This is a genomic window from Sphingopyxis sp. Root1497 (genome assembly GCF_001427085.1).
In the GTDB taxonomy this organism is placed as follows: Bacteria; Pseudomonadota; Alphaproteobacteria; order Sphingomonadales; family Sphingomonadaceae; genus Sphingopyxis.
The window spans coordinates 307,166-326,231 of sequence record NZ_LMGF01000003.1 but is presented as its reverse complement, the minus strand read 5'-3'; the positions used below and the strand labels follow the sequence as shown (position 1 = coordinate 326,231).

Here is a 19,066-nt window from a genome sequence, read left to right as displayed (position 1 = left end):
GGCCGCCTTTGGCGTACGCGCGATCAGCAGCGCACCCGACGTGTCCTTGTCGAGCCGGTGTACGAGCTTCGGCCGTGTCGGTCCGTCGAATTTCAACGCGTCGAGCAGTCCGTCGACATGCTGTTCGGTCTTGGTGCCGCCCTGCGTCGCGAGTCCCGGCAGCTTGTTGAGCACCAGCGCGCTCGCGTCGCGGTGGATCAGCATGCCGGTCGCGAGTTCGACGTCGGCGTCGGTCAGCGCGCGGCCCTTGCGTGCCGGACGTGCGGCGGTCTCGACCGGCGGCGACGGCATGACGAGCGTCTGCCCGGTCGCGATGCGGTCCGACACATCGGCCTTTTTGCCGTCGAGCGTCAGCTGCCCCGACCGCGCCCAGCGCGCGAGCAGCGCGTGCGGCGTCCCGGCGCGATGGCGTTTGAACCAGCGGTCGAGCCGGATGCCGTCGTCCTCTTCGGCGATCGTTGCGCCGTCCATGTCGATCTTGCTCATGCCGGCACCTGCCGCATGACGAGCAGGCCGAGACCGCAGGCGGCGATCGCACCGACCACCGAGGCGAGGACATAGGTGAAGGCCTGTGCGCTCTGCCCGCGTTCGAACAGCGTCCAGAACTCCATGCTGAAAGCCGAGAAGGTCGTGAAGCCGCCGAGCACGCCGACGCCGAAGAACAGGCGCGCCGCTTCGGTCCCGCCGCTGCGCGCGAGCCAGCCGATCAGCACGCCCATCAACAGGCTGCCGGCGATATTGATCGACAGTGTCCACCAGGGGAAGCCGGGACCGAGGCGCGCGAGCATCGCGCCGCCGACGAGGTGCCGCGCGCCGGCGCCGATGGCGCCGCCGATCATCACAGGAAAAAGGCCGTTCATCCGCCCGCCCTAGCCGCAAAAGCGCGCGGCGGAAAGCCGTGCGTCGTCAGCGGTCGGCAGCCGCGGCGCCGACGGCGGTCGCGGCACGGTCGTGCACCGCGCGCCAGTCGGCGGGCCGGTCGAAATCGCCCTGCCAGATCCCGCGCCGCGCAAGCTGCGCTTCACCCTCGTCGGGCAGGTGGGCGTCGTCGGTGGCCACTGCCCAGCCCTGGCGGATCATTTCGGTCGCCAGATCGACGCCGTCGGGTTCGGGCCGGGTGCGGCAGGCGGCGAGGGTGCGGCCATATTTGTCCTTCGCCGCCAGCGTGCAGTGCAACGGCCCGGGTCCGGCAAGCCTCGCGAGCGCGGCGCGCGCTTCGTGTCCGCAGGCCCAGCGATGGCCATCGGCGCGCGCGCAATCCTGGCGATATTCGACGGCGTCGAGCCCGGTCAGGCGAATCGTGCGCGCGGCGCCGTCGTGCGTCACGGTAAGGCTGTCGCCGTCGATGATATGGACGAGCGGGATGGTCCGGGTCGGTGCCGGCTGCGCGAACCAGACCGCGCCCGCCATCGCCGCAAGGAGCAGCAAGGCGCCCAGCGAGCGGAGGCGCCGCCGCCAGCGCAGGCGGGTGGAGAGGGAGGGGCGCGGCAGCATGGTATCGCGATCAGTGCGGGGATGGCGCGGGTCTGGCAAGCGCGAATAGGGGATTGACGAGGAGAACAAAACATGTCCAAAATGGATGTTATTCCACCCGCGCGATCCGGATCAAAGGCTGGCTATCATCGGTCAGCATCCGGATCGGCGGCACTCTGGAACGAACAAAAGGTGAATATCGCCATTTTGACGACATAAGGACGCCAAGGCGGAGACACGGCGAGGAAAGGGGCGGCACGATGGACCACAGGATCGACACGGACCCGCGGATATCGGCCTTGCCGCCGGTTCGCTTCGACTCACTTGCCCCGCCGCGGTGGGATGCGCGCGCCGATGCCGACGTCGGCCCGGCGGCGGTGCTTTTCGTCGGGCCGCGGGCGATCGGCGCCGATCTGACGCGCACCGGGCGGGCGCGGGTGGTCGACCATATCCCGCCGACCCGGATCGCCGCCCATCTGCGCACCATGGCGCTGCCCGATATCGTCTGGCTGATCGACGCCGAGACGATCGAAAGCGAGACGCTCGCCGAAATTTGCGATGCGGTGCTCGCGATGGAATGCGCCCTGGTGTGCGAAACAGCGCTTGGCGCGCTCGACCGCGTCGCGGCGATGGTCCCGGCGTCGATCCGCACCGAATGGCTGGTCGATGCCGATGCCGCCGACCGCCTCGTCGCGCTCGCCGCGGCCTCGCGGTCGCTGCGCACGGCGGTCCATGACATCGCGCGCGACGAGGCGATGGAGCGGATCGACCGGTTGCAGGACGAGGTCGCGCGCATCGCGCGGCTGCTCGGCGACCTGTCGGGCCAGCGCGGCCTCGCCGGCACGCCGCCCGCGCTGGCGCCGCGCGAAGAGAATTTTGGCGAGTCCGGCGGCCTGGTCCGTTCGCCGGCGCGCGATTACGCCGCAGGCCCGCGCAGCTTCGAGCCCGAGGAACGCACCGTGCATCGCCAGCGCGCCAAAGCGGTGCGCCGGATGCTGCGCCAGCGCCGGATGCGCGAACAATATTTCCCCGCCGACCTGTTCGCCGATCCGGCGTGGGACATGCTGCTCGACCTCTACGCCGCGCGGCTCGAACGCCAGCCGGTGTCGGTATCGAGCCTGTGCATCGCCGCCGCGGTCCCCGCGACGACCGCGCTGCGCTGGATCAAGACGATGACCGACGCCGGGCTGTTCGTGCGCGAGGCCGATCCGCAGGATGGCCGCCGCATCTTCATCGGGCTTGCCGACGCCGCCTTCGATGCGCTGGCGCGTTATTTCGAGGCGCTGGAGGAATAGGCCTCGGCCTGCGCGATCGCTTCGGCGCATGTCTGCGGCGGTGCCGGCCGCGCCGCGGGCGGTGGCCCGGGGACGGACGATTTTATGGGCGGGGCATGGCCCACCCGCTCGGACAGGGCCTTCAATTCGTCGCAAGGCCAGCCGCCCGGTTCGGTCGACGTCAGCAGATCGTCGAGTTCGCGGCGGGCGCGGCCGGTGTCGCCGGCGCCGTCGAGCGCATCGACGAGACAGGTTTTCGCGCCGAAGCTGCGCCGCTCGCGCGGGATGTCGTTCACCGCCGCGGCTGCGGCGTCATAGCGCCGCTCTTCGACGAGCGCGGCGCAGGCGTGACCGGCCTCGAACCGCCCGGTGCTCGCCTTCAGATTTTTTTCGAGGAAGGCGGCATAGTCGGCCCGCCCGGCCTGGCGGAACATCTCGGCCGCCTGCGCATAGGCGCGTTCGCCGCCGCGATAGTCGCCCGCCGCGAAGCGCGACTGGCCCTGAAATTCCAGCATCTCGGCGTGCAGATATTTGCTGCCCGAACCCGCGATACGATCGACGCCCCGCTGATAGAGTTTCGCGCTCGCGTCATAATCCTGCCGCTCGTCGAGCATCTGGCCGTAAAACTGGGTCGCATAGGCGATTTTCGTCGCATCGCCGACCGCCTCGGCGGCACGGACTGCCAGCGGGTACCAGCGCTCGACCGACGCCAGGTTGCCGGCCGATACCGAGACTTTGAGCGCCATATAAGCCATTTCGGATTTGGCCTTCGGCTGCTTCGCCCGGCGATAGACGGCCTCGAAATCGGCGAGCGCGGGGCCATATTGTTTTTGCTGCGCGAACAGCACGCCGCGGTCGGCGCGAAAGATATTCTCGCGATCGACATGGCCCGTCCGGGTCGCGCCCTCGATCGCCTCGTCCCAGTTTTGCAGCGCGCGTTCGCCCTGGCCGTCGAGCGCCAGCGCGCGCGCCAGATAGCCCTGCGCCGACCAGCGGTCCGCCTCGGCCATGCGCCCGGCCGCGGCCTCGAGCGCCGCGATCGCGGGCTGCGCCTTGCGCTCGGCGAGCAGCGCCAGGCCTTCGCACAATTGGGGATCCTCGCTTGCCGCCCGCGGCTCCCTGCGGATCGCGTCGGCGCCGGCATGGCGATCGGCCTCGGCGAGGCACCCGGTCGCGACCGGCGTCTTCTTGGGCGCGCAGCCGGTCGCCGCCAGCATGGCCGCGCCGGCAAGCAGCAGGGCCGTCATCCTCGCGCCGTTCGACATATTCGCCCCCATCCCGCCAAAGGACCGACGTTAGGGAGAGAAGGATTATTTTCCGTTTATGCGCAAAGGCGCCTCCCGCTACCTCCGCTCGGCCGCTTGCCAGCGACGGCGGCTTATGGCAGGGGCGCGCTTCTCCGAAAGGGGGCGCTTAGCTCAGTTGGTAGAGCATCTCGTTTACACCGAGAGGGTCGGCGGTTCGAGCCCGTCAGCGCCCACCACACGGCCATCGGCAAAAACGATCGAGCCTAGTCCGCGTTGTGCGGCGTTTCGGACATTGGCGACCGTTTCGTCGCCGCCTGTTTGCCCGAAGGTCAGGCGATGAGGACAAAGGGGCCCTCGGCCCGGTCCTCCAATGCGCGATGCGCCAGCGCGGCGTCGGTCAGCGGATAGGCGATACCGCGTTCGGCTTTCAGAATGCCCGTTTCGATCGCGCCGAAAAACATGGCGGCGATTGCGTGGAGCGTTTCGGGGGTGCGGACATGGTGCGCATAGGCCGGGCGTGAGATCGTCAGGCCCTTCATCGCCAGCCGCGAGATGTCGAAGGGGGCGACGGGTCCCGACGCCTGGCCATAGTTGACGAGATGACCAAGCAGACCAAGCGATTTCAGCGACCCGTCGAACGTGTCGCGTCCGACTGCGTCATAGACGATATCGACGCCGGCGCCGCGGGTCAGGTCGAGCACCCGCTCGGCGACATCCTCCTCGCCATAGAGAATGACCTCGTCGCAGCCATGGGCGCGGGCGGCGGCGGCCTTTTCGCGCGACCCCGTCGTGCCGATGACCCGCGCGCCGATACGCGAGGCCCATTGCACGAGGAGGCGCCCGACACCCCCGGCGGCGGCGTGGACGAGAATCGTATCGCCCGCCCGCACCTGCCGGACGCGGTGCAGCAGAACGGCGGCGGTCAGCCCCTTGAGAAACATCGTGCCCGCAACCCGATCCTCGATCGGTTCGGGCAGGCGCACACATAGGTCGGAGCGTATATTGCGTTCATCGGCATAGGCGCCGTAGGAGGAATCGATATACGCCACCCGGTCGCCAACCGAAAATCCCCGCGCCGCTTGCCCGACCGCTTCCACAGTGCCCACGGCCTCGAGACCGGGTATGCCGGGAAGGGCGAGCGTCTTGTAGGCGCCCGACCGCACATAGATGTCGTGAAAATTCACCCCGATGGCGGTCTGGCGAAGCCGCAGTTCGCCCGGCCCCAATGCCGCAAGCTCGACCGGCTCGGCGCGCAGCGCCGCCGGGTCGCCATATTGTCTAAGCATGATCGCCTGCGCCATCCGCCATCCTTTTCGATCGGTTGAAGCCCCGCCTGTCGATCGGCGCTGCGGGGCTTTGGCGCTGTTCTGTTACGCCGCCAGCGGGCGGGCGCCGCGCACCAGCCGTCCCGGCACGGCGCCGGTGTGCCGGCCGTGCCGATAGGTCACCACACCCGAAACGATGGTCGCGTCATAGCCATCGGCCAATTGCCGCAACCGCCGGCCGCCCGCCGGCAGATCGTTGACGACCGAGGGATTGTGGAGGCGCAGCGCGGCGAAATCGATGATATTGATATCGGCCTTGGCCCCCACCGTCAGCCGGCCCCGGTCGCCAAGCCCGACCATGTCGGCGGGTTCACTGGTCAGCGCGGCGATCGCGGTTTCGATCGGGATGCGCTGGTCGGGGTCGGCATCGGCGGCCCAGCGTTTGAGGAAGAAGGTGGGAAAGCTGGCATCGCAGATCATGCCATAATGCGCGCCGCCGTCGGCCAGGCCGACGACCGTGCCCGGATGCGCCAGCATGGCGTGCACCGCGTCGAGGTTTCCGTCGCGATAATTGGCGCCCGGCTGGTAGAGCAGCGCCTTGCCGTCCTGCTCGAGCAGCAAATCATAGGCATGCTCCTCGGCCGTGATGCCGAGCGCCGCGGCGCGGGTATCGATGCGGTCGGCGAGGTCGGGTTCGTAATCGGGCGCCGCGCCCATCGGATAGGCGTAACGGAACGCCTGCACCGTCTTCACCGATACCGGATTGCTGTCCTCGGGCCGTTCGGACAGCAGCTGTGCCCGGAACGCCGGATCGCGCATCGCCGCGACCTTGTCCGCCAGCGGCCGGTCGAGCAGCGGCCTAAAGCTGGGATGGAGAGAAAAGGGGTGGAAGCTGAGATCGAGCCCATAGAGCATCCCCACCGGCCGCGGCGCGACCTGGGCGCAGATCGGCAGTCCGTCGCTTCGCGCCGCCGACAGCCCGTCGAGCGACACGCGCCATTCGTCGGGGTCGCCCGTCGGCATCTGGAGCAGCGAATAGGATAGCGGCCGGCCCGATGCCTCGGCGAGCCGGCGCATCAGCGCGAACTCGTCGGCCGCGGGTCCCATGACGCGCGGGATGATCTGGTACACGCCGTCGCCCGCGTCGCGCAGGCCGTTCGCGAGCGCGATCAGCTCATCCTCTTCGGAATGGAGGCTGGGGGCCAACTCCCCCGCCTTCGTGCGGTGCATCAGGTTGCGCGAGGTGCTGACCCCCAGCGCCCCGGCATGGATCGCCTCGGTCGTCAGCGCGCGCATCTGCGCCAGATCCTCGGCGGTCGGCGGCTCATGATCGGCCGCGCGTTCGCCCATCACGAAAACGCGCAGCGCCGAATGCGGCAGTTGCGCGGCGATATCGATGTCGAGTTCGCGGGTATCGAGGACGTCGAGATATTCGGGAAAGGTTTCCCAGTTCCACGGCAGACCCTCGGTCATCACGACCTCGGGAACATCCTCGACCCCCTCCATCACCGCGACGAGCATGTCGCGCTGGTGGGGTTTGCAGGGTGCGAAGCCGACGCCGCAATTGCCCATGACAGCGGTGGTCACGCCATGGTTGGACGAGGGCGCGAGGCGGTTTTCCCAAAGCGCCTGCCCGTCATAATGGGTGTGGACGTCGACGAAGCCCGGGGTGACGATTCGCCCCGCCGCCTCGATCTCTTCGCGCCCCTTGCCCTCGATCTGGCCGATCGCGACGATGCGCCCGTCCTTGACCGCAAGGTCCGCCGCCTCGCCGCGATGGCCGAGTCCGTCGAATATCGTTCCGCCGCGAATCACCAGGTCATAATCGGCCATCTTGGTTCCCATCCTGCTTGTCGCCCGACGATAGCAACGCGCCGCGAAGAAAAATGTCGCCTTGTTGACAATCTGCGGCGCGCGATCCAGCGTCGCGACATGGCATCCGATCTGGCCGACATTCTTGCCGCCGACAGCTGGTTCGGGGGCCTGCCGGCCGAGCAGCGCGACGGGTTGCAGGCGCGGGCGCGGGCGCACGACTTGCGCGATGGCGTCCACATCTATCGCATCGGCGACCCGCCGAACGGATTGCATGTCGTGGTCGAGGGTCAGGTGCGGCTGGTCAGCTATCCGGCGGCGGGGCAGGAACTGGTCAACATGATCGTCAAGCCCGGCCGCTGGTTCGGCGAGCTTTCGGTGATCGACGGCAAGGAGCGGCCGCACGACGCGATCACGGCGGGCGCGGTGCGCCTGTTGACGGTGCCGATGGCCGCGCTCGCCGAGCTGACGGCAGCGATGCCCGACCTGTGGCGCGGCTTGGCGCTGCTCAACTGCGCGCACCACCGGCTCGGCATGCGCGAGGCGGGGCGTGTCCGCGCGCTGCCGGCGCTCGCGCGGCTCGCCGCTTTTCTGGCTGGCGGCGCCAGCAGCGCACCCGATCGTCCGCTCCGCGCGACGCAGGACGATCTGGCGCGGATCGTCGGGGTGTCGCGCCAGCATATGAACGGGCTGCTGCGCCTGCTCGCGGACCGCGGGCTAATCTCGACGGGCTATGGCGGCGTCACAATCGGCGACCGCGCGGAGCTTCTCGCGCTGGCCGATCGGGAGGAACTGGGCTGAGCTAGTCGATCGCCGACCGCACCCAGTCATCAAGCCGCTGTGCCATCGGGCGCCAGGTCAATTCGACGAAGAAGCCGAGCGCGGTGACGGTGTCGAGATGGACGATCGCGGTGCTTCCGTCGGGTTGCCGCTGCGACAGCACCTCGAATATCACGTCCGCTTCGAGCGGGCGGTCGCGAACATCGTCGGTCGCGACACCGACGTGAAAAATGCCTTCGCCGCGCGTGCGCAGCCATTCCTTCGCATTGCCGTCGCCGACGCCGGGCTCGATCATCTCCAGATGGATCGCCCCCCACGGCGCGAAGGCGTTGCGGTTGGCGATCCGGCCCTGCGAGTCGCGATAGCGTCCGACATAGTCGGTATCCATACGCTTCCAGTTCGACAGGCCGAGCAATGCGCCATAGCGCGCCATGCCCGCGTCGAGGTCGGCGACGACCACCCCGATCTGATAGATGTCGAGCGCGGCGGGCAGGCGCGCGATCACCTTTTTGCCGCCGTCACCACTTGCGCCGCCATTGCGCGCCGCGGAAGCGGGCGCGCAGGCATTCGCGGCGCGCTTCATGGTCGATATGCGGGGTGTCGGCGGGCAGGTGATTGCGCAGCTCGGCCAGCTTGACGCGTTTCAGCCGCGGCGTCGGTGCCGAACTCGCCTGATACCAGCGGCCCTGCACGACGCCCTTGTACCGGCCCGCGGTGTCGAGCCAGTTGGGAACCCCGGGATCGTCGACCGATATGACCGCGCGGAACAGCCCGTCGGTGTCGCGCTGCGCCTGAAAGCCGTTGAGGCTCGACTGGCATTTGTCCCAGTCGATGGTGTTGAACAGCTGATCGGCGAGGAGGACCGACCAATAGCGCACCTGGTCGGGCACTTCGGTTTCGAGGATCAGCGCCTCGCCTGCGGAAAATTCGAACAATCCTTCATAATAGGTCTGCTCGGCGAGGCCGCCGATGTCGGACCATGTGTTGAGGACGACGCTGTTCACCGGATGCTGGCTCAGCGTCTTGACGAAGTGGACGAACAGCTGGGCATAGCGTTCGGGAAAGCCCGCGAGGCGTTCCATCCGGTACGCGACCTCGTCGATCGTCGGGCGGCCGAAGCCGCCGACATCGTCGAGCCGCTCGATCGCGATGCGGCTGTCGACTTCATTTTCCCAGTCGTAGCTCGCCTCGCGGATGCCGATCGTGCGCGCGTTCGCCGGCAGTTCGTACCAGTCGCCGTCATAACCATCCGGACGTGCGGCGCTGAGGATCACCGAGAAGCGGCCATCCGCGTCGAGCGTCAGCGTGTCGGCGTCGATATGCCCGACCGACGGCCCCGGCTGGTCGTCGACCCCGATATAGCCCGACCCGATGCCGATATGGACGAACAAGGTCGTGCCGCGCCAGCCCGACAGTCGATAGCGGCCATGGCCCTCGACGAAGGTCGATCGATACATATAGTCGGGATTGGGCGCCGCCGATTTGATGACCGGATTGAGGAAGGTGTAGAATCCGGGGACGCGCGCGTCCTGCGCCATGATCGGCGCATAGCCCTGCGACAGGCTCATCGCCATCTGCTGGATCGCCTCCTGCTTCAGCCAGGGATCGCTGGGGTCGATCATATGTTCGAGGCTGCGATCGATGCCGGAAATCAGGTCGATGAAACGTGCCCATTCCATCGGGACGGCGGGTCCGGTCGTCATGGCGTTCTTCCTCCCGGTCAATTGCGCGGAATGCGCGCGAAGAATTGCTCGCCCGCGGGCTTGAGGTGGATGAGTTCGTAATAGTGGCCGAGCAGTGCGGTGGTGTCGGCGTAGTGATAGTCGAGCGCGTCGCCGAAGCTGCCGGCGACCGCGGTCGGATAACCCGCCGCGCCGAGCTGCGCGATCGCCGCCCGGAAATCGGCGTCGCTATGGACGAGAAAGCCGAGATGGTGGAGGCGGACGCCGTCCTCCGCATCCGGGATCCAGTCGCGATAGATCGACTCGCTCGCCGGGTCGGGCTCGATCAACTCGATCATCATGTCGCCGACGAAGCTGTTGCCGATGAAACGGGTGGCGTGGCCGGGTCCCATCAGCGCGGTCATGTCCATGACATCCCATTCGATGATCCCGAACTCGCGCGCGAGCCGCGCGCGCGCGGCGTCGAGATTGCGCACGACATAGGCGATCTGGAAATGCTGTTTGAAGAGGACGGGGATGCTCATCTCAGGCTCCTGCGGTGGCGGGGTGCTTCAGGTCGAAGCGCGCGATGTAATCGGTAAACAGTGGCGTCACCGCGCTGGACTCGACCGGGGTGTAGCGGTGCGTCGAACGGGCTTCGGGCGGGTTGGCGGCCGCCCAGCCGCGAAAGCGGGTCTCGGCGTCCGGCGACAGCGGAAGGCCGAATTTGCCATAGATTCGCCGGACGACGTCCATCGGATCGTTCCGGATGTCTTCCTGCCGAATGTGGATGAAGCGGTCGGGTGCGCGGTCCGCGGCGGCCATGCTGCGCCGGGCGCCCTCCGCCCAGAAGCTCGCCTCGCGGGCGAGCAGGCGATCGCGATCGACCGGCGTATCGGTCATCAGGTCGCGAATGCCGCCGAGCAGGCTCATCAAAGAGGCGATCGACGCTGCGGGGTGACGGTGCGTCTGGACGATGCAGGCGTCTGGAAAGGCCGCCAACAGCGCGTCGATGCCAAAGACATGGCTGGGATTCTTGAGCAGCCAGCCCCGCCGGTCGCCGAGTCCGACCAGCTTCAACACCTCCTTGTAACGCAGAAAGGAAGGGATCTCGTCGGCGGCGCGGAACCAGGCGTCATAGGCGGGCGCGTCGATGTTGGAGGCGAACCAGTTGCAGACAAAGCTTTGCGCCATCGGCATCAGGCATTCGTCGACCTCGCCGGCTTCGGTCGAGTGGGCGGCCATGATCTTTGGGGCCATCGCCCGCATCGCGGCGATGCGCGCGACGCTGGCCCGATAGGCGGGATGCGCGTCCCATTCAGCGCGCGGGGGGCGAACCATCGGGTTGCCGGTCAGCCAGCGCTCGAAACCCTGAAACTGCGGATCCATGCTGAGCAGCTGGTGCAGCGCGGTCGTCCCGGTACGCGGCAGGCCGATGACGATCAACGGCCGCTCGATCGGCTCGGCCGCATAGGCCGGATTCGCTGTCCAGCCCGCCTGCGTCACCAGCCGGCCGGTGAGCGCTCCGGTAATCACCCCGGTCGCGGAGGCTTCGGTCGCGGGACCGGCGGGCGGATTTTCATCGATCGCGTCGAGCAGGACGCGCATGCCTTCATGATAGGCGGTGTCGCCGAAATCATCATATCCCGTCGCGATCGTCGCGCCTTCGTGCAGCGCGTCGAAGCGGTCTTTCCAGCGCGTCATCGGCCAAGCCACGGATCGATGAGGAGCTTGCCGCCGCCGCCGGTCCCGGCGCGCAGGCGTTCGAAGGCGGCGGGGGCGTCGGCGAGCGCCACCGTCTCGGTCACCATCGCCCGCGCGCGGTCGCCGTCGGCATCGAGCGCCGCGGCGCATTCGGCATAATCCTCGCGCGTGTAGATCAGCGAGAAGCGCAGGCTGACGTCCTTCATCAGCGCCATGCCCGGCACGAACTGGTCGGATACCATGCAGAAACCGAGCGAGACGATGCGGCCTTGCGGTCGGACGAGCGCGATCGCGCGGGCGATCGTTCCCGGCACCCCGGCGCATTCGAAGACGATGTCGGGCTTGCCGCCGAGTGCGGCGGCGATGTCCTGCGGCGCGGTATCGCCTTCGAGGATGAACCGCTCGGCGCCCATCGCTTCGGCGAGCGCCCGGCGCCGGTCGCTGCTCGCGAGCAGCACTACCGATCGCACCCCCGCGCGGCGCAGCCAGAACAGCACCGCGAGGCCGATCGGCCCAGGACCGATGATCAGCACGCGATCGTCGGCCTTGGGGGCGGCGAGCCGGACCGCGCGGCGTCCAACGGCGAAGGGTTCGACCAGTGCCCCGTCGGCGAGCGACATCGTCCGGGGCAGGATCGTCGCACCGCGCTCGCTGATCCGCGCATAGTCGGCAAGTCCGCCGCCAAAGCCCGTCCAACGTGAACAGAGCACGTCGATGCCGGTGCGGCAGGCGTCGCATTCGCCGCATCCGACGACGGGCAGCGCCGCGACCCGGTCGCCGACCCGCAGCCGTTCGACGCCGCGACCGACGGCGACGACCTCCCCGGCATATTCATGACCGAGTTGCGCGCCGGCGGGCAGGGTATAGCCATGGCCGCTCGTCGAATGGAGGTCGGTGCCGCACACGCCGCAGCGCGCGACCCGGATCACCGCCTCGCCCTCGCCGGGTTCGGGGTCGGGGATATCCTCGATGCTCAGTGGTTCGCCCACCGCCTTGAACAGCGCCGCTTTCATTTCATTCTCCCGAGTCCATTCTTTCGGCTATATGAGTAGCCTGGATCGGCAAGCGACATTCCCAAATGGGAGGCGGAGAGGATTTTGGACGAGTCACTGGAAGCCTTGTTGCTGTCGATTCAGGCCGGGCCGCTTGAGGCGCCACCCTGGACGGATTTCGTGCGGCGGCTGCGCAAGCAAATCGGCGGCAATTTCGCCAATTTGATCTTCCGCCGCGCCGACGCCGACCCCGCCGGCGGCATCGAGGTGCGCGACGCGCTCGCGCCGCCCGAATGGCTGTGGACCCGGTATCGCGAAAGCTTCGCCGGCCGCGACCCCATCCCCTATTTCGCGATGCAGCCGGGGCGGGTCTATGCCTATGACGAACTCGAAGGCGTAGCCGCCATCGATCATGACGCGTTTCGCGAGGATTTTCTGCGTGCCGCCGATTTCGAGCATTTTCTGATCTTCCGCGTCGTCGAACCGAGCGGTTGCAACATCTGGGTGACCGTGACGCGCAGCGCCGGTGAGCCGGCATTCGGAGCCGACGACCGGGCGCTGTGCGAGCGGCTCGCGCGCGCGCTGGTGCCGGCACTCGCTTGTTATTCGGCGTTGTTGAGCCGTTCGATCGAGACGCAAATGTATCGCCGCGCAGCGGACCTTTTGTCCTTTGGGGTCATCACGCTCGATTCGGTCGGACGCATCGTGGCGGTCGACGACGCCGCGCGGCGCTGGGTCGACGAGGCCGGGGTCCTCGCCATCCATGGCGATCGGCCGCACGCGGTGCAGCGCAATATCGACCTGTCGCAACGCATCGCGGCGGTAATGGAATCGACCGAGGCGGAGGCGATCCATCTGGGCGACGCCGACGGGGTCGACCTGTTGCTCGTTCCGCTCGCGTCGCGCGCCGACGCGGGGCCGCGCGGGGTTTGCATGATGCTCTACCTGTCCGGCCGCCGCCCGTCGCGGCGCGACATTTCGGCGCATGTCGCCGCGCTGTTCGGACTCAGCGACACGCAGGCGCGGCTGGCGATGCTGCTGGCGAACGGCCGCACATTGGCCGAATCGGCGGCCGAGATCGGCATCACCGAACAGACGGCGCGGACCTATTCGAAGGATATTTACGCCCGCACCGGCACCGCGCGGCAGGGCGAATTGATCCAGCGCATCCTGACCAGCGTCGCGATGCTCGACTGATCGAAAAGGGCTTGCCAAACAAATAGAGTAATATTAGTTAGATGATTGTAGGTTCATCTGAATCTCCAATCAGGGCAACTCCAATGGGCCGATCCGCAGGGGTCGGCCCCTTTTTTTGGCGATCATGTTAAAGTCGGCATTCGCGCCATCTCGATGTCGCTAAGGCAAATCCGCCGCCTCCACCGCCGCCAACGCGCTCTGCAGCCGCGTATCGCCTTCGCCCTCGACCCACGCCCAGCGCAACTGGCGCCGGTCGAGTTCGGCGGTGGCAACCTCCATGAACTGCATTCGCGCCAGTTCGCTGCCGAACAGCCGGGTGCCGTCCTCTTCCCACGGCAGGTCCATCGCCGGGACGAGATAGAGGTCGGCAACGTCGGTCCAGGCATCGATCTCGGGCAAGCGCTCGCCGAGCAGCATCACCGCCCACGCCTGCGTCATCAACGGATCGGTGTCGGAAATCAGCCACGCCGGGCCGGTCGCCAGCGCCGCCTGCGTTGCCGCGACATGGCCGTGGAAGATCGCGAGCAGATCGGCGGCGTCGAGGTCGGTGCCGTTCGCCTCGCAATAAGCGCGGCCGAATTCGGGCACGACGACCCCGCCGAGCGCCCGGGCAAGGCGCGGTGCGAGCGTCGATTTCCCGGTGCTTTCGGCGCCGTGCAGGCAGATGTGGCGCGTCATGCCGGCGCCTCCTGCGCCGCGGCGCGGCGCCACTGGATCAGCCCGTCGATCGAGAGGCCGAGGAGAATGACATAAACGATGCTCGTCGCGTACAACCCGCGCCAGGCGAAAAGCGGCACCGCGATCAGGTCGACGAGGATCCACAGCCACCAGCTTTCGACCCGCCGCCGCGCGAGCAGCCATTGCGCGGTGATGCTGAGCATCGCGATCGCCCCGTCGACCCACGGCGCGACCGCGTCGGTGTAGCGGTGCATCAGCGAACTCCACACGACCCAGGCGATGATCGTGACGACGCCCCACAGCAGCCGCGCGCGGTCGGTCATCCAACCGACGGGCACGCCGCGGTCTTCGCGGGCGCGCATCCACGCCGCCCATCCATAAAGGTTGAGTGCGAAGAAAAAACCCTGCAGCGCCATGTCGCTGTAGAGCCGCGCGTCGTGGAAGACGACCGCATAAACGCTGACCGCGGCGAGCGCGAAAGGGTAGTTCCACACGCTGCGCAGCGCGACGAGCGCGACGTTGATCAGGACCAGCGCGGCGGCCAGCCATTCGAGCTGGCTCACGCGGACGCCTCCGCGCGCGCCGTATCCGCGCGGGGCCGCGTCCACAGCCCGTCGCGGCTGATCCGCCGCTGCGGCGGGCGGCGCAGCACCGACCATCCGGCGCGCGCGACCCAGCCGAGCTTGGCGACGATCGAGGTGCCGGCGCGGTGATCCCAGGCATGGTCGCCGCGCGCGCGAACCTCGCGCGCGATGTCGCCGTAAATGCCGGCGGCGGCGAGCACCGCCCAGCGGCTGCGCGGCGGCAATTTGCGCGCGCCCCAGCGCGCCGACGCTTCATATTCCTCGGCCATTTCGGACAGCCATTTCGCCATGACCGACAGCCGCGCGCGAAAGGCGGGGTGCATATGCTGGCCCGGCGGGATGTCGAGTTCGACCATCCATTCGACCGGCAGGTAACAGCGGTCGGCGGCGGCATCCTCGGCGACGTCGCGCGCGATATTGGCGAGCTGAAAGGCGATGCCGAGGTCCGATGCGCGGTCGAGCGTCGTCGCGTCGGCGGGGTCGATCCCCATCACCAGCGCCATCGCGACCCCGACCGCGCCCGCTACATGATAGGAATAGCGCAGCAGATCCTGTTCGCTGCGCGGGCGCCAGTCGGCGGCGTCGAGATCGAAACCGGCGATGATGTCGTCGATGACGGCGCGCGGGATATCGACTTCGGTGAGCAGGTAGCCGAGGCCGTCGAAGGCGGGGTCGCCGGTCGGCTCCCCCGCATAGGCCCGATCGGTCAGGTCGCGGATCCGCGCGACCGCCGCCTTGGCATCATGGCCCGCGGTCATCGTGCCGCCATGGTCCTGCCCGTCGGTCAGGTCGTCGGCAGCGCGGCACCAGGCGTAGAGCAGCCACACCCGCTCGCGGGTTTCGCGGTCGAACAACTGGCTCGCGAGCGCGAAGCTTTTCGATCCCCGCGCGATGCTGTCGTGCGCGAAACCGTGGAGGGTTTGGGGGTCGTAGCGAGAATCCCCCTCCCACTCGTGGGAGGGGCNGGGGGGGGGGGAGGGCATGTTTAAAGCCGTTGGGAAAGAGACAGGCCCTCCCCCGCCCCCTCCCGCAAGCGGGAGGGGAGAGAATGGCGCGTCGCCCTGCTCTCACAAATCATCCGCCTTCATCGCGAAGATCGGGGCGTGCGGCTCATAGGCCGCCATCTTGTCGAGCAGGGGGTCGAGGCTGGCATCGACGACCATGATCCCCGCATGCGCGGGCCGGATGAAACCGACCTCGATCATATGCCGGTTGAACGCGATCAGATCGTTGTAGAAGCCCGCGGCGTTGAGCAGCCCGACCGGCTTGGCATGATAGCCGAGCTGCGCCCAGCTGATCGCTTCCCACAATTCGTCCATCGTGCCGACGCCGCCGGGGATGGTGAGGAACCCGTCGCTGAGGTCGGTGAACATCTTCTTGCGTTCGTGCATGCCCGACACGACGTGCAATTCGGTGCAGCCGCGGTGCGCGACCTCGCTGCCGACGAGCGCATCGGGGATCACCCCGATCACCTCACCGCCGGCTTCGAGTGCGCTGTCGGCGACCGCGCCCATCAGCCCGAGCCGGCCGCCGCCATAGACGACGCCGATACCCTTTTCGGCGAGGGTACGGCCGACATGGCGCGCGGTGTCGATATAGATCGGGTCGGCGGGGGTGGCGGAGCCACAATAGACGGCAAGGCGTTTCATAAATTCCCTTTACCCGTTCGTGTCGAGCGAAGTCGAGACACCCATCGACTTGGCGCCGAGCCCGATGGGCATCTCGACTTCGCTCGATGCGAACGGAGTTATAAGTCCAACATCAATTGGGCAGTCGCCTTGGCGCTGCCGACGACCCCCGGAATACCTGCGCCCGGATGCGTCCCCGCGCCGACGAAGTAAAGATTGGAAATCGCATCGTCGCGGTTGTGGGCGCGGAACCAGGCGCTCTGCCACAGCACGGGTTCGAGGCTGAACGCGCTGCCCAGATGCGCCGACAGGTCGCGGCCGAAATCGGCGGGGGTGTAGTGGAAGCGGGTGACGAGGTTGGCGCGCAGGCCCGGCAGCACGCGCGCCTCGACCTCGTCCAATATCGCATCGGCGAATTGCTGCCCGAACGCACCGTCCCAGTCGGCTTTCGACTTGCCGAGATGCGCGACGGGGGCGAGGGCGTAGAATCCGGCGTGGCCGGGCGGCGCCATGCTCGCGTCGGTCGCACTCGGATGATGGAGATAGAGCGAGAAATCCTGCGGCACGACGCCGTTCTTGTAGATGTCGTCGAGCAACCCCTTGTAGCGCGGGCCGAAGAGGATGCTGTGGTGCGCGATATCGGGATAGTCGCCCTTCACCCCGAAATGGACGACGAACAGCGACGGCGACCAGCGTTTGCGCGCGAGGCTTTTCGCAACCTTCGGTCCGCGTTTGTGATCCGCGAGCAGGTCGCGATAGCTGTGCATCAAATCGCCGTTGGTCGCGACCATATCGGCGGCGCCGTGCCAGCCGCTCGCGGTCGTCACGCCGGTTGCGCGGTCGCCCTGCGTTTCGATGCGCGCCACCGGATCGCCAAGCCGCAAGCTTCCGCCAAGCCGTTCGAACAGCGCCACCATGCCGCCGACCAGCGCATTGGTGCCGCCGCGGGCGAACCAGACCCCGCCGTCCTTCTCGATCGTGTGGATCAGCGCATAGATCGAGCTGGTCGTCATCGGATTGCCACCGACGAGCAAAGTGTGGAACGACAGCGCCTGGCGCAGCCGTTCGTCCTGCACATAAGAGGAGACGATCGAATAGACGCTGCGCCAGGCCTGATATTTCATCAGCGCCGGCGCGGCCTTGATCATCGAGGCGAAGTCAAGGAAGGCGACCGAACCGAGCTTCACATAGCCCTGTTCATAGACCCCCTTCGAATAGGTCAGGAATTTCTCATAGCCCGCGACATCGGCCGGATTGAGCTTCGCGATCTCGGCCGCCAGCGCCGCCTCGTCGTTCGAATAATCGAAGTTGGTGCCGTCGGGCCAGTTGAGGCGATAGAAGGGCATGACAGGGACGAGGTCGACATCGGCCGCCATATGCTGTCCGCTGAGCGCCCATAATTCGTGCAGGCACGGCGGATCGGTGATCACGGTCGGCCCGGCATCGAAGGTGAAACCGTCGCGCGTCCAGTGATACGCCCGCCCGCCGGGCTTGTCGCGCGCCTCGACCACCGTCGTTGCCACCCCCGCCGACTGCAAGCGGATCGCGAGCGCGAGGCCGCCGAAACCGGCGCCGATGATGATCGCGCTGCGGCTCATTTCCAGTCGAATTTCCGCACCGCGCTCAGCGCGCGCGCGACCGGCACCGGCGGCTTGCCCGCCAGCAGGCGCAGCTTGTCGCCGCGCGTCGACTGGCCGGCGTAGAAACGCGAAATCAGCCGCGGCGACAGGCGATAGAAGCGTTCGAAGACGCGGATGCGCTGCGCGGGTTCGGCGGCGCGGAACAGCATCGCGTCGAGCAGGCGATAGAAACGCTGGCGCCGCCAGCCGCGCGCCGCGCGCGCGCGGAGCTGCGCGCCGAGGTCGGGACCGTCGACCAGCCGCGGCAGCGCCGCGGCGGTGCGCACCGCATCGGGCAGCGAATAGCCGGTCGTCGCATGAAACGCCCCGGCGCGGGTGCCGATCCGCGCGACCTTGTCGCCCTCGGGCCAGAAACGGTCGAATTCGCCCGCGATCACCACCGGCAGCACGCCCGTTTCCTCGCGCGACACAGCGGTGACCTCCCACTGCCGCCAGGCGGCATAGGCGCCGATCCGTTCGCGGATCAGGTCGGCGTCGAGGTCGGGGCTGTCGCTGTAATAGGTATCCTCGACGAATATCGTCTCCTCGCTCAGCGGCAGCAGGTAGACGAAGCGATAGCCGTCGAGCTGCGCGACGCGCGCGTCCATCACCACCGGGTGGGCGAGGCCGTGGCCGCCCTTCACCGTCAGCACCTGCCCGACAAATTTCTGCCAGCCGCAGGTCAGCGCCGACAGATGGCCCGCGCCGCGCGCGTCGATGACATGTTTCGCATCGAGCCGGCCGCCGCGCCCGAACAGCAGATGGTCGGCGGCGACATGCTTGACCCGGTCGGCGATGATGCGCTCGGCGGGCAGCGCCGCCGCGACCGCCTCGGCCAGCGCCTCGCCGGGGATGCTCTTATATCCCATGCGCAATGTGCGGCGATGGTGCGGGAACTGCACGTCGTAACCGTGCCAGTAATGGCGGACGAGCGGCGCGACGAGCCAGCGGTCCTTCTCGGCGATATCGCCGTCGAAAAAGGACCAGATATGGTTGCCGCCGACCGGTCCCGGCTCGACCAGCCGCACGTCGAGGTCGGGGCGCTTCGCCGCCAGCGCGAGCGCCGCGAGCCCGCCCGCAAGCCCGCCGCCGACGATGGCGATGTCGCACGAGAGATCTGCCTTGCCCATGCCCCAGCCCTAGCCGCGCTTG

General features: G+C 67.8%; 19 protein-coding genes, 1 tRNA gene and 1 pseudogene. 4 read left to right on the top strand and 17 right to left on the bottom strand.

What is annotated here, in order from left to right; genetic code table 11:
• The 3 genes from ASD67_RS23605 to ASD67_RS05055 all read right to left on the bottom strand — a co-directional run.
• Positions 1-486 (bottom strand): pseudouridine synthase (locus tag ASD67_RS23605; protein WP_235535572.1); only part of this gene is annotated, 486 nt, incomplete at its 3' end.
• Entirely contained in the window at positions 483-860 is a 378-nt protein-coding gene (gene crcB, locus ASD67_RS05060) for a fluoride efflux transporter CrcB (RefSeq protein WP_056344289.1), read from the bottom strand. The genes ASD67_RS23605 and crcB, both read right to left, overlap by 4 nt.
• Before the next feature lie 46 nt (positions 861-906).
• The gene (locus tag ASD67_RS05055) at positions 907-1,494 is read right to left on the bottom strand and encodes a thermonuclease family protein (RefSeq protein WP_056344287.1); all 588 of its coding nucleotides are present in this window, start codon (positions 1,492-1,494) and stop codon (positions 907-909) included.
• A gap of 239 nt (positions 1,495-1,733) precedes the next feature.
• Here ASD67_RS05055 and ASD67_RS05050 point away from each other — a divergent pair, with 239 nt between their 5' ends.
• The gene (locus tag ASD67_RS05050; RefSeq protein WP_056344283.1) at positions 1,734-2,768 is read left to right on the top strand and encodes a winged helix DNA-binding protein; all 1,035 of its coding nucleotides are present in this window, start codon (positions 1,734-1,736) and stop codon (positions 2,766-2,768) included.
• Here the strand turns inward: ASD67_RS05050 and ASD67_RS05045 are convergent.
• The gene (locus tag ASD67_RS05045) at positions 2,744-3,994 is read right to left on the bottom strand and encodes a hypothetical protein (protein WP_156377577.1); all 1,251 of its coding nucleotides are present in this window, start codon (positions 3,992-3,994) and stop codon (positions 2,744-2,746) included. The genes ASD67_RS05050 and ASD67_RS05045 overlap by 25 nt on opposite strands.
• A gap of 160 nt (positions 3,995-4,154) precedes the next feature.
• Between ASD67_RS05045 and ASD67_RS05040 the strand changes: the two genes are divergently transcribed.
• Positions 4,155-4,230, top strand: a tRNA-Val gene (locus ASD67_RS05040).
• Positions 4,231-4,323: 93 nt separating this feature from the next.
• On the opposite strand, the gene ASD67_RS05035 is transcribed toward ASD67_RS05040, so the two are convergent.
• A complete protein-coding gene (locus tag ASD67_RS05035; protein ID WP_056344278.1) occupies positions 4,324-5,295 on the bottom strand; it encodes a quinone oxidoreductase family protein in 972 nt (323 codons plus the stop codon).
• A 69-nt stretch (positions 5,296-5,364) separates the two neighbouring features.
• Positions 5,365-7,092: an N-acyl-D-amino-acid deacylase family protein gene (locus ASD67_RS05030; RefSeq protein ID WP_056347032.1), complete on the bottom strand. Its 1,728-nt coding sequence runs from the start codon at positions 7,090-7,092 to the stop codon at positions 5,365-5,367.
• 99 nt (positions 7,093-7,191) lie between these two features.
• On the opposite strand from ASD67_RS05030, the gene ASD67_RS22925 reads away from it, so the two are divergent.
• The gene (locus ASD67_RS22925; protein ID WP_162248540.1) at positions 7,192-7,872 is read left to right on the top strand and encodes a Crp/Fnr family transcriptional regulator; all 681 of its coding nucleotides are present in this window, start codon (positions 7,192-7,194) and stop codon (positions 7,870-7,872) included.
• A 1-nt stretch (position 7,873) separates the two neighbouring features.
• Here ASD67_RS22925 and ASD67_RS05020 read toward each other — a convergent pair whose 3' ends face one another.
• The 5 genes from ASD67_RS05020 to ASD67_RS05000 are packed head-to-tail and all read right to left on the bottom strand — an operon-like array spanning position 7,874 to position 12,229.
• Positions 7,874-8,356 (bottom strand): VOC family protein, encoded by a 483-nt coding sequence (locus ASD67_RS05020; protein WP_235535571.1) that lies wholly within the window; start codon positions 8,354-8,356, stop codon positions 7,874-7,876.
• Positions 8,357-8,369: 13 nt separating this feature from the next.
• Entirely contained in the window at positions 8,370-9,554 is a 1,185-nt protein-coding gene (locus ASD67_RS05015) for a DUF1214 domain-containing protein (protein WP_056344272.1), read from the bottom strand.
• 17 nt (positions 9,555-9,571) lie between these two features.
• Positions 9,572-10,057, bottom strand: a complete 486-nt coding sequence (locus ASD67_RS05010; protein ID WP_056344268.1) for a VOC family protein — start codon at positions 10,055-10,057, stop codon at positions 9,572-9,574.
• A 1-nt stretch (position 10,058) separates the two neighbouring features.
• Positions 10,059-11,216: a sulfotransferase family protein gene (locus ASD67_RS05005; protein ID WP_056344264.1), complete on the bottom strand. Its 1,158-nt coding sequence runs from the start codon at positions 11,214-11,216 to the stop codon at positions 10,059-10,061.
• On the bottom strand, positions 11,213-12,229 hold the full coding sequence (locus ASD67_RS05000; RefSeq protein WP_056344262.1) for an alcohol dehydrogenase catalytic domain-containing protein: 1,017 nt from the start codon (positions 12,227-12,229) through the stop codon (positions 11,213-11,215). Before ASD67_RS05000 ends, ASD67_RS05005 begins: the two co-directional genes overlap by 4 nt.
• An 84-nt stretch (positions 12,230-12,313) precedes the next feature.
• On the opposite strand from ASD67_RS05000, the gene ASD67_RS04995 reads away from it, so the two are divergent.
• A complete protein-coding gene (locus ASD67_RS04995; RefSeq protein WP_056344260.1) occupies positions 12,314-13,405 on the top strand; it encodes a helix-turn-helix transcriptional regulator in 1,092 nt (363 codons plus the stop codon).
• A gap of 159 nt (positions 13,406-13,564) precedes the next feature.
• On the opposite strand, the gene ASD67_RS04990 is transcribed toward ASD67_RS04995, so the two are convergent.
• The 6 genes and pseudogenes from ASD67_RS04990 to crtY all read right to left on the bottom strand — a co-directional run bounded on the left by ASD67_RS04990 (position 13,565) and on the right by crtY (position 19,044).
• Complete coding sequence (locus ASD67_RS04990; protein WP_056347028.1) at positions 13,565-14,083, bottom strand: AAA family ATPase; 519 nt, start codon at positions 14,081-14,083, stop codon at positions 13,565-13,567.
• A complete protein-coding gene (gene pnuC / locus ASD67_RS04985; RefSeq protein WP_056347027.1) occupies positions 14,080-14,646 on the bottom strand; it encodes a nicotinamide riboside transporter PnuC in 567 nt (188 codons plus the stop codon). Before pnuC ends, ASD67_RS04990 begins: the two co-directional genes overlap by 4 nt.
• Positions 14,643-15,631, bottom strand: a pseudogene (locus ASD67_RS04980) (phytoene/squalene synthase family protein); the annotation flags it as partial. The pseudogene ASD67_RS04980 and the gene pnuC, both read right to left, overlap by 4 nt.
• A 103-nt stretch (positions 15,632-15,734) precedes the next feature.
• Entirely contained in the window at positions 15,735-16,316 is a 582-nt protein-coding gene (locus tag ASD67_RS04975) for a TIGR00730 family Rossman fold protein (RefSeq protein WP_056344256.1), read from the bottom strand.
• 98 nt (positions 16,317-16,414) lie between these two features.
• Entirely contained in the window at positions 16,415-17,893 is a 1,479-nt protein-coding gene (locus tag ASD67_RS04970) for a phytoene desaturase (protein ID WP_056344254.1), read from the bottom strand.
• Positions 17,890-19,044 carry a lycopene beta-cyclase CrtY gene (gene crtY / locus ASD67_RS04965; RefSeq protein WP_056344252.1) on the bottom strand — a complete coding sequence of 385 codons (1,155 nt, stop codon included), beginning with the start codon at positions 19,042-19,044 and terminating at the stop codon, positions 17,890-17,892. The genes ASD67_RS04970 and crtY overlap by 4 nt, the downstream gene beginning before the upstream one ends.
• Positions 19,045-19,066: the final 22 nt, after the last annotated feature.

What these genes read in the sequence shown, in the direction of transcription:
- crcB (WP_056344289.1), bottom strand. Translation starts at nt 860, where the DNA reads ATGAACGGCCTTTTTCCTGTGATGATCGGCGGCGCCATCGGCGCCGGC.
- ASD67_RS05055 (WP_056344287.1), bottom strand. Translation starts at nt 1,494, where the DNA reads ATGCTGCCGCGCCCCTCCCTCTCCACCCGCCTGCGCTGGCGGCGGCGC.
- ASD67_RS05050 (WP_056344283.1), top strand. Translation starts at nt 1,734, where the DNA reads ATGGACCACAGGATCGACACGGACCCGCGGATATCGGCCTTGCCGCCG.
- ASD67_RS05045 (WP_156377577.1), bottom strand. Translation starts at nt 3,994, where the DNA reads ATGACGGCCCTGCTGCTTGCCGGCGCGGCCATGCTGGCGGCGACCGGC.
- ASD67_RS05035 (WP_056344278.1), bottom strand. Translation starts at nt 5,295, where the DNA reads ATGGCGCAGGCGATCATGCTTAGACAATATGGCGACCCGGCGGCGCTG.
- ASD67_RS05030 (WP_056347032.1), bottom strand. Translation starts at nt 7,092, where the DNA reads ATGGCCGATTATGACCTGGTGATTCGCGGCGGAACGATATTCGACGGA.
- ASD67_RS22925 (WP_162248540.1), top strand. Translation starts at nt 7,192, where the DNA reads ATGGCATCCGATCTGGCCGACATTCTTGCCGCCGACAGCTGGTTCGGG.
- ASD67_RS05015 (WP_056344272.1), bottom strand. Translation starts at nt 9,554, where the DNA reads ATGACGACCGGACCCGCCGTCCCGATGGAATGGGCACGTTTCATCGAC.
- ASD67_RS05010 (WP_056344268.1), bottom strand. Translation starts at nt 10,057, where the DNA reads ATGAGCATCCCCGTCCTCTTCAAACAGCATTTCCAGATCGCCTATGTC.
- ASD67_RS05005 (WP_056344264.1), bottom strand. Translation starts at nt 11,216, where the DNA reads ATGACGCGCTGGAAAGACCGCTTCGACGCGCTGCACGAAGGCGCGACG.
- ASD67_RS05000 (WP_056344262.1), bottom strand. Translation starts at nt 12,229, where the DNA reads ATGAAAGCGGCGCTGTTCAAGGCGGTGGGCGAACCACTGAGCATCGAG.
- ASD67_RS04990 (WP_056347028.1), bottom strand. Translation starts at nt 14,083, where the DNA reads ATGACGCGCCACATCTGCCTGCACGGCGCCGAAAGCACCGGGAAATCG.
- ASD67_RS04975 (WP_056344256.1), bottom strand. Translation starts at nt 16,316, where the DNA reads ATGAAACGCCTTGCCGTCTATTGTGGCTCCGCCACCCCCGCCGACCCG.
- ASD67_RS04970 (WP_056344254.1), bottom strand. Translation starts at nt 17,893, where the DNA reads ATGAGCCGCAGCGCGATCATCATCGGCGCCGGTTTCGGCGGCCTCGCG.
- crtY (WP_056344252.1), bottom strand. Translation starts at nt 19,044, where the DNA reads ATGGGCAAGGCAGATCTCTCGTGCGACATCGCCATCGTCGGCGGCGGG.